At 68.8% G+C, this 8,720-nt stretch carries 7 protein-coding genes; all 7 read left to right on the forward strand.

The window, feature by feature from the left end; all coding sequences use genetic code 11:
* The first annotated feature begins 22 nt into the window (after nucleotides 1-22).
* Complete coding sequence (locus J4H86_RS05075) at nucleotides 23-2,680, forward strand: protein kinase domain-containing protein (protein ID WP_236542345.1); 2,658 nt, start codon at nucleotides 23-25, stop codon at nucleotides 2,678-2,680.
* A 402-nt stretch (nucleotides 2,681-3,082) separates the two neighbouring features.
* Complete coding sequence (locus tag J4H86_RS05080; protein WP_236542346.1) at nucleotides 3,083-3,811, forward strand: NUDIX hydrolase; 729 nt, start codon at nucleotides 3,083-3,085, stop codon at nucleotides 3,809-3,811.
* Nucleotides 3,808-4,950 carry a 5'-methylthioadenosine/S-adenosylhomocysteine nucleosidase family protein gene (locus J4H86_RS05085; RefSeq protein ID WP_236542347.1) on the forward strand — a complete coding sequence of 381 codons (1,143 nt, stop codon included), beginning with the start codon at nucleotides 3,808-3,810 and terminating at the stop codon, nucleotides 4,948-4,950. The genes J4H86_RS05080 and J4H86_RS05085 overlap by 4 nt, the downstream gene beginning before the upstream one ends.
* Nucleotides 4,947-6,908: a hypothetical protein gene (locus J4H86_RS05090; RefSeq protein WP_236542348.1), complete on the forward strand. Its 1,962-nt coding sequence runs from the start codon at nucleotides 4,947-4,949 to the stop codon at nucleotides 6,906-6,908. Before J4H86_RS05085 ends, J4H86_RS05090 begins: the two co-directional genes overlap by 4 nt.
* A gap of 188 nt (nucleotides 6,909-7,096) precedes the next feature.
* Nucleotides 7,097-7,366 (forward strand): hypothetical protein, encoded by a 270-nt coding sequence (locus J4H86_RS05095; protein WP_236542349.1) that lies wholly within the window; start codon nucleotides 7,097-7,099, stop codon nucleotides 7,364-7,366.
* Entirely contained in the window at nucleotides 7,359-7,964 is a 606-nt protein-coding gene (locus tag J4H86_RS05100) for a DUF6879 family protein (protein ID WP_236542350.1), read from the forward strand. The genes J4H86_RS05095 and J4H86_RS05100 overlap by 8 nt, the downstream gene beginning before the upstream one ends.
* A gap of 44 nt (nucleotides 7,965-8,008) precedes the next feature.
* Entirely contained in the window at nucleotides 8,009-8,701 is a 693-nt protein-coding gene (locus J4H86_RS05105) for a DUF6082 family protein (RefSeq protein WP_236542351.1), read from the forward strand.
* Nucleotides 8,702-8,720 lie beyond the last annotated feature (19 nt).

The following is an 8,720-nucleotide window of genomic DNA, read 5'->3' on the forward strand; positions in this document are numbered from 1 at the left end:
ACCGACGCACAGGCTGGATCCTGTGCCGCCACGATTCGGCGTGGACGAGGAACCGGCCCCGGCGGACCGGGAGGAGAATCGGGAAACCGACCAGGGAGAGGCCGGTCCCACCGAGCGTCTCGGCCCGCCCTCACCGTCGTCCACCGTCGGGGGGTCATCCGGACCCGCCGCGCCCACCCGGCACGTCACCCAGGTCATCGGCGCGGACCAGGGACACACCCGGGTCTTCGCCGACTCCGAACCGGCGTCTCCCACCCCCGCCACGGCGCCGTCACCCAACGCCACCACCACCCTGGCGCCCCAGGTCGAGGAACCCGAGCGGGCCGAACCCGCCAAGCGTCGCGGGCGCCGGTTCGCCCCGCTGGAGTGGTTCAGCCGTGGGGTGGCCCGCGTCCTCGTCGGCCCCGCCAGCGACCTCGAGCACAGCATCCCGGCGGAACTGCGGGAGAAATACCACGTCCAGGGACACGTGGGGGCGGGAGGCGAGGCGATCGTCTACCGCGCGGAACCGGAGAAGGTCGGTGTGGCCGGCACGCCCGTCGCGCTGAAGGTCTACCGGCCCGGCCACGACCTCAACCGGGAACTCCTGGACCGGCTCCGCGCCCGTCCCGGCACCGATCCCTACACGCCCGTCATCGACGGCTACGGCTACGCGCGCAGTTCCTGGGGTGAGGACCTGGCGTGGGAGGCCCAGGAGTTCTTCGACCAGGGGTCGTTGCGGGGCGTGCTGGACGAGGCGCCGCTGTCGGAGGACCACGCGCGCGACATCGTCGCCGCGCTCGCCGCCTGCCTGCGGCACTGGCAGGAGGAACTGCAGCACAACCACACCGACGTCAAGCCGGAGAATCTGCTGCGGCGGCGCGGCGACTCCCCCGTGTTCGCGCTCACCGACTTCGGGGGCGCGGTGCGGGCGACGATGAGCCGGGTCTATGGCGGCCTGGCCGTCACCGAGGCCTACGCGGCGCCCGAGGTCATCGAGGGCCGCCGCGAGGCTCCCGCCGCGTGGTGGTCGCTGGGGATCATGGTGCACGAGATGATGACCGGCCGCCGCCCGGAGGGGGCGGGGAACTGGCTCTCCGCCCGTAGCTCCGAGGTCGACGTCTCCGCGATCACCGACCCTCGGTGGCGACTGTTGGCCCGCGGCCTACTGACCCCGGTCCCCACCGCGCGGTGGGGCTATCGGGAGGTCATGGAGTGGCTCGCCGGCGAGGAACCCACCGTCGCCCGGCCCCGACGGTACAGGTCGCTGCGGTTCGGCGACGTCGACCACGACGACCCCCCGAGCCTCGCCTTCGACCTGATGGACCGCTCCGACAAGGGCGCGGTGTGGTTGGGGTCGCACTGGCAGTCGCTGCGCACGTGGCTGGACCGCGAGGTCAACGACTACACCTTCGACCGGGCGAACCTCACCCAGCTCGCGTCTCACCCCGAGCGCACCCACCTGGTGATCAGCAGCCTGGCCGCGGCGTTCGTCCCCGGGATGCCGCCTCGGTACCGGGGGTACGAGGTGACCGCCGAGGGGGTTCTCGCGCTGGCGACCGGGGACGGGAGCCGCCACGCGGCGCTGCGTGAGGCGATCGAGTTGGGCGCGCTCGCGTTCGCCGCCCGCCACTGGTGCGGTCACACCGAGTGCCGTGACACACAGGGACGCTGCGCACGACTGGAACGGGTGCAGCACGAGGTCCCCCTGGTGATGACCGAGACCATGCAACAGGTGGAGCGGTTGGTGCGCGACGGGGACGCGCAGGTGACCGAACCCGCCGACCACGAGTGGGACGCCGCGTGGGCGCAGGCGGTCGAGTTGGTCCTGGACGAGGACGCGGCGCGTCGCTACCGGCGTTCGTTGCGCGCGGAGTCCTGGCACCCGACCCGGCGCAGCCACGCGCACCGGGCGGAGTGGTGGCGCGAACAGCGCCGCGCGGGCGCACGCACCCGTTCGCTGAGTGACGCCGCGGCCGTCCAGGCCAACGCCGCACTGGTGACGGCGGTGCTGCTGCTGCCGAGCGCGACGCGCGCCGGTGCGATCGAGCGGGAGCGACAGAACGCCGACTGGCAGCGCCGCCGTCAGGCCCTGGGCGCCCGGATCACCCGCGCCGTCACACAGCGGGGGAACACTCCGGAGGCGCTCGGGTCCGGGGACGACTCCGCGCCGTCCGACAACGCCTCCGCGTCCCAACGCAAGGAGCACCGACGCCAGGAACGTCAACAGCGACGAGTCGACCGCGGGATGCGCCAGATCGAACGGGCGATGACGGCCGGGCGCTGCCGCCGTTTCACCCGCCCGCTCGCCATGCTGGGCTTCCTGGACGCGCTGGGGACCGCGCTGCTCTTCTCGGTGGGCCTCGCCTACACCGCGCCCTGGATCGCCAACGCCGACCAGATCGTCACCACCATCGTCGAGGCGCCAGGAATCGCGCACCTCAGTGGCGCCCTGACCGCGCTGCTGGGCGTCCTCCCCGGGGAGATCGGCCTGTCGTGGTGGTTCGCCGCCCTGCTGGCACTCGCCCTCATCCTGTGCGGCCGCTACGCCGCCAACCACCGCAAACGCGCACGCAACCGCCTGATCGCCTACCGCCTCGCCATCGCCGGATCCGTCCTCATGGCCCTACGCCTGGCCGCCAGCGCGTTGTTGATGGTCGTCTACGCCGTCCTGATCCCGTTGAGCATGGTCGCGGGGTAGCTCGCGCTCCTGGGTCTGTCCGCACACCGGACGGATCAGCCGTCAGTGCCTCGCGATGGCACCTGACCGCTGGTCGTCGGGGACGGTCGCCTGAGTCGAGGCTTCGGCACTGGAGGTGACCGAGCGCGAGCGATCCGAGCTCCAGCGATGGGTGCGACGCCGCGAACCCCCGGCGGTATCTGGGGTCACCTGGGATCGCGGGCGGGGCGTTCTCGCCTTCGCGCGGGTCCATGCCGGTGGGACTGGTGGAGGTCACGACGCGTCGGTGCTGGAGGTGGCGGCGGGCGCGGGTCGAGGCCGTGTCGGTCTGAGTACTCACCGACCGCTCGCTCAGCGGTGATCAGTGCGGGGATAGCAAAGTGTCACTTCCTGTCTAACTGACAAGAAATTATGGTCGGCACCATGACCGAAGAGTCCTGGGAGCCACCAGCCGTACTGATCGCGGTCGATCTCGTGATCCTCACCCTGCGCGAATCGGCCCTTCATGTTCTGCTCGTGCGGCGAGGGATCGAGCCCTACGCAGGTGCCCAGGCTCTGCCCGGGGGCTTTCTCAACAACGCCGGAGAGGATGTCGAGGCCGCCGCGCACCGCGAACTGCGCGAGGAGGCGAACCTGGACGCCTCGCGGTTGTACTTGGAGCAACTGGCCACCTACGGCACCCCGGACCGTGACCCGCGGGGACGGGTTATCTCCGTGGCCTACCTGGCGATCGCTCCGGGGCTGCCCGAGCCGGTCGCCGGGACGGACGCTGTCGCCGCGTCCTGGCAGCCGGTACACGACGTCCTCGCTGGACATCTGGAGTTGGCCTTCGACCACCGGCAGATCGTCGACGACGGAGTCAAGCGCGCCCGGGAGAAGATGGAACGCTCCTCGCTCGCGACCTCCTTCTGTGGAGACACCTTCACCATCGCCGAACTTCAACAGGTCTACGAGGCGGTCTGGGGGCTCCGACTGGACCCCCGCAACTTCTACCGCAAGGTCCAGGCGGCCTCCGGGTTCATCATCCCGGCCGGTACCGACCGCCGCACCACCAAGGGGCGCCCGGCGCGGCTGTTTCGCGCTGGCCCATCCACCCGGCTGCACCCACCGCTCATCCGTCCTCCACAGGACGACGAGGGAGACTACCCATGAGCAGCACCATGGTCGTCATGCTCAGCGCGCTCAACCTCGAATACGAGGCCGTGCGGCGCAGGCTCACCAATCCGCGGCTCCACCAACACGAGAAGGGAACGCTGTTCGAGCTCGGCGGCCTTCCCGGCACTGAGGGGCAGGTCGCCCTCGGGCTCACCAGCAAGGGCAATCACTCCGCCGCGGTCCTCGTCGAGCGGGCCATCCAGAGCTTCTCTCCGGCGGCCGTGCTCTTCGTGGGCGTCGCCGGCGCGCTGTGGGACACCACCGCCTTGGGGGACGTCGTCATGGCGACGCAGGTCTACGCCTACCACGGCGGTACCAGCGAGGACGACGGTCTCAAGGCGCGACCACGGGTCTGGGAGGTCCCCCACGACATTGGTCAACTGGCCGCCCATCTGGCCCGCACCGGTGACTGGGCCGAGGGCGCGGACGGCCCTCCTCCCAAGGTCCACTTCGGGCCCATCGCCGCGGGTGAGATTGTCCAGAACTCTTCCGTCTCCCACGAAGCGGCGTGGATCCGGCGGGTCTACAACGACGCCCTCGCCATAGAGATGGAGGGCGCGGGTGTGGCGCAGGCAGGACACCTGAACAGCTCTCCCGTCGCCGTCGTCCGCGGGATCAGCGACCGGGCAGATGGCACCAAGACCGCGCTGGAAGACCGGACCTCGCAGCCCGCCGCTGCGCACAACGCGGCCGCATTCGCCGTGCGGCTGGCACAGGAACTCGTCACGAAGCGAAGGGGCACGGCGATGGCTGACGACGACACGACTGGCACTGGCGAAGGCACCACCAATGTCGCCTTCGGACAGGTGGGGCTCCAGGCGGGCAACATCACCAACAGCACCGTCTCCGTTGGCCAGAGTGTGCAGCACTCCGAACCCGAGGACCTGCGGTCCATGCTGGCCGCGCTCCGTGACGAGCTCGCCAGCGAGCGGTCGGCGGATCGGATCGACGACGCCACCTACCAAGCGGCGCGGCAGGAGGTGGAGACCGCCCGCACCTCCCTCGAGGAGTCCACGCCCGAGGCCGCCGGCGCGGTGATTCTCGCCCTCAAGCGGCTGCGCGGGCTCGTCGGCGATGTCGCCAAGCTCGCCGCGCGGGTCGCCCGCATCATCACCGCGGCCCAGGGAACGCCATGAACGCATCCGCGACACCCACCATCAACACTGTGGCGCCCGGCAGCAACGTGGGAGTTCAAACCGGGAACGTCCACAACTCCACTATCTACGTCGTTCCTCCCGATGCCACCCCCGAGCAGAAGTACACGATCGGTCTGCGCTCTCTGGAGGCCGGAGCACCCAGTAAGGCCAGAGGGCTGATCCGAGACGCCATCGACCACGGCCTGGATCACACAGAAGCCAACTTCCACTGGGTGCTAGCCCTACTCAGCAAACGCACACTGCGCGACCTTACCTCCGAAGAGCATGAGCAAATAAAACGCTTGTTCGCCGCCCTGCACACCTACCTCGAGGACGAGTGGCGCACGGCGCTGGAAGTGGTCTTCCGGCTCCTCTACTCACCAAACGACTCCAGCGGCGCCACGGCCGCGGCCATCAAAGACCTGCACGCCCTACCACCGGGTCGACGCGAGATGATCCTGCGCCACCTCGACCTGGTTCTGACCGGCGCCAAGAAGGACAGCGTGTGGGAGGAGACCCGCCGCGAAGCCGAGGAGTCACAGTGCGGTGCGCAACGACTCGACCGCGTGTGGGCGTATTTCCATGCCGACCCGATACCCGCCCGCACCCGTGAACCGGACCGAGCCGAAGTCTTCACCGCTCACTACGTCTACGCGGTCGCATGTACCGGCCTGTTCGCGGGGGCGGTCGGCTACCTGGGCTGGCTGGTCCTGCTGAACACCGCTCCCTCTCCCATCCTGGCCTACTTGGTGTTGCTGGCCGCCGGATCCACCGCGGGGCGGCAGGGTCTGGAGTGGCACTACCGCGCGAAGCGGTGGCAAGCCAGGGACAGACAGTTGCGCAGCGCAGGGCGCGAGTCCCAGCCGCCGGAAGGCGGATTCGCCCGCGGGGTCGACCATTCCTTCACCCACTACTTCGGCACCTACCTGCCCCAGGGGCTCGGGCGCGAGCACTGGCTGTCCAAAACCGCCGGGATCCGTCGCCTGCTGCGCGATGAGGTCGTCGAGATCTACCGCGAGAGCCGGATCGGAGTCCGGCGCGTGGACTGGCTAATCCGCTTCATGGCGCGAGATGTTCGGCAGCGCTGGCAGGCCGGGACACTGCTGGAGTATCGCGACCGGTACAGCGTCGCGACGTCGACCAAGATCTGGTGCCTCCTGCCTGCCGCTATCGCTGTCGCATCGGCCACAGTCGTGATCGCCGCGGCCTTCACGGTGAACCCGCTGGGGGCCGTGCTCGCCGCCGTATGCGCACTGGCTGCGGGATGGTACACGGCAGTGTGGTGGACACACATCCTTGGCGAGAAACGACGCGAGCGTGAGGAAAGGGAGGAACACGACCAGGCTCAGTCGGCCAGGAAGACAGAACACCAACGGTGGAAGGCCAAGCTGGACGCCACGCGCCCCAACGAACAAGAGATGGAAGCCTGGCTGACCTACGACAAGACACTCCTACTGTCGCAGGCGCTGGACCTCTACCGCCTGCCTTGGCAGGACGTCATCGCCCACACGTTCCTGCAAACACACGCGCCCGGCTGCAAGAAGGCACGGCGGCGTGGCGGGGTGTGGCGGTTCTCCAAATACAGCATCCGCCTATTCCTCGTCACCCACGACGGGGTCCGGGACTTCAGCGCCGACCTCAACTTCGAGCGCGCCCACATCGACTGGACGGAACGGCGCAACTTCCGCTTCGACGCCGTCTCCTCCATTGAAGTTGCTCGGGAGAGCACCTACAGCTACACACTGAAACTGACCCTCTCCAACGGCCCAACCACGGACGTGGGCGTCGCGAACAGCGAAGGCGTTGCTCCCGAGCCGGAGGAGGACCCGGACGCCTTCTCCGAGACCAACCTCGACGCGGCGGGATTCACCACCACGCTGCACATTCTGGAGGGCATCGCCGCAGAGGGGAAAGCCTGGTTCAACCGACACACGGTCGACACCCCGTCACAGCGTTGAGGTCGTTCCGTCCTGTGGCTGCCGGGGGCCGATGGCTGCCCGCGGTCGCGACCCTCTGGTGGCCGCAGAGCTTCGTACCGCCTCCAGGCTGGCATCCCCACGAAGTTCTGGATGCCTCTCACCCATTGTGCGATGCTGCTGTCAGGGAACCCCAGGCTGCCCACAAGCGATTCGCCCTGGAGGTAGCGATGCCCCGACCCTGGGAGGCCAACCCGGCCGCGGAGTTCACGCGGAGGATCGGCAAGTCCGCACTCGAACTTGGGGACACCAAGGGCGATCCGACCTGCCCGGACATCTGGGAGTTGAGCAACGGCGACATCGCCGTGGTCGGCCGCGACCTGACCGAGGCCTACCGCGGGCGTCTCCCCCACGACGTGAACGTCGGCCACGACGAACGGTTGGTGATCATCCCCCGCACCATGCTGCTCGCGGCGAAGCCAGACATTCCAGATGCTTGAGCAAATACCGGACGTCCCGGGAGTCCACCTCGACCTTGACGCCTACCTGCGTGACTTCCGACAGGAGTTCGAGCACGGTGGTGACATCTTCGCCAAGTTGGAACGGGCGCAGACGTTCCGGGAGCCGGGTGACCCGAGCTGGGAGGCGTTCGCCGCCGGGGACTGGCAGCGGGCGCTGGAACTGAACGAGGAGGATCGCCCCTCCGCCGTAGGAATGATCGACACGTACCGGCGCCTCGGCTACGCCACACAGCGGATCCGTGTGGTCGAATTCCCCATCAGCCCCTACCTGCAGTGGGAGATACAGTTCCTCCGCCTTCTCGCTGAAGCGGGACAGGACATCCGGGTGCTGCGCGGCGAGCGGGCGGCGGAGTTCGAGGCGCACCGCCCGCTACCAGAGCTGGTGATCATCGGTGACCGGGTGCTGTACGAGGTGCTCTACGATGACTCCGGCACCCCGGCGGGCGGCCGGAGGATCGACGACCGTAAGGTGATCGCCGGCTGCCGCCGAGACGTGGCGAAGCTCTATGCCCAAGGTGAGCCTTTGCTGGCGTTCTACGACCAGCACATCGCTCCGCTTCCGCCCCCGATCGTATGAGAGTTCTCCGGCGAGCCGGCCGCCGCAGACTCCATGTTCCGCTCGTGGTGACGCTGCTGGTCGTACTCGCCGTCGCTCTGGTCGGACTCTCCCCGTTCACGCTGGTCTGGTTCACCGGGCAGGCCCAGGACTGGGAACAGCTCAGCCTGGTCGGCCAGACCTACGGCGCGGCCTCGGCACTGCTGGCCGGCCTGGCGCTACTGGGTATCGCGGCGACCTTGGTGCTTCAGCTCCGGGAAGTGCGCAACTCCCGAGAGATCGCTCTGCGCGAGTCCAACAGCGAACTGCTGCGCATGGCCATGGATGACCCCGCATACCGCGCCTGCTGGGGCACCAACTTCCCCGCCGACGCGAGTACGGCCGACCGCCAGCGCATGTACACCAACATGATCTTCTCGCAATGGGAGTCGGCCTTCGAGTCGGGCGCCATGGGCGAGGCGGTGATCCGAGCCGTGGCGCGAAAGGTCCTCGCCGGGCGGATCGGCTGGGAGTACTGGCGCGACGTGCGCGAAATCCGCCTGTCCACCTCCGAAACCCGCCGAGCGCGTCGGTTTCACCGAATCATCGACGACGAGTTCCACGCCTTGCCCGAGCCCCGATCCGAGCGGACGGCGCCAGTGAAGACCTCACCCAGAGCTCAGTCCCACTGGACGACGTTGGCAGCACTCGGGACCTCGGCGGCGGTGAGTGCGGCGACCGCATGGCTCTGGCTGCGCCATCGATACGGACGATCCTGACGTTCTCGCGGATAGCGGG

The organism is Spiractinospora alimapuensis (assembly GCF_018437505.1).
GTDB lineage: Bacteria > Actinomycetota > Actinomycetes > Streptosporangiales > Streptosporangiaceae > Spiractinospora > Spiractinospora alimapuensis.

What these genes read in the sequence shown, in the direction of transcription:
- J4H86_RS05080 (WP_236542346.1), top strand. Translation starts at nt 3,083, where the DNA reads ATGACCGAAGAGTCCTGGGAGCCACCAGCCGTACTGATCGCGGTCGAT.
- J4H86_RS05085 (WP_236542347.1), top strand. Translation starts at nt 3,808, where the DNA reads ATGAGCAGCACCATGGTCGTCATGCTCAGCGCGCTCAACCTCGAATAC.
- J4H86_RS05090 (WP_236542348.1), top strand. Translation starts at nt 4,947, where the DNA reads ATGAACGCATCCGCGACACCCACCATCAACACTGTGGCGCCCGGCAGC.
- J4H86_RS05095 (WP_236542349.1), top strand. Translation starts at nt 7,097, where the DNA reads ATGCCCCGACCCTGGGAGGCCAACCCGGCCGCGGAGTTCACGCGGAGG.
- J4H86_RS05100 (WP_236542350.1), top strand. Translation starts at nt 7,359, where the DNA reads ATGCTTGAGCAAATACCGGACGTCCCGGGAGTCCACCTCGACCTTGAC.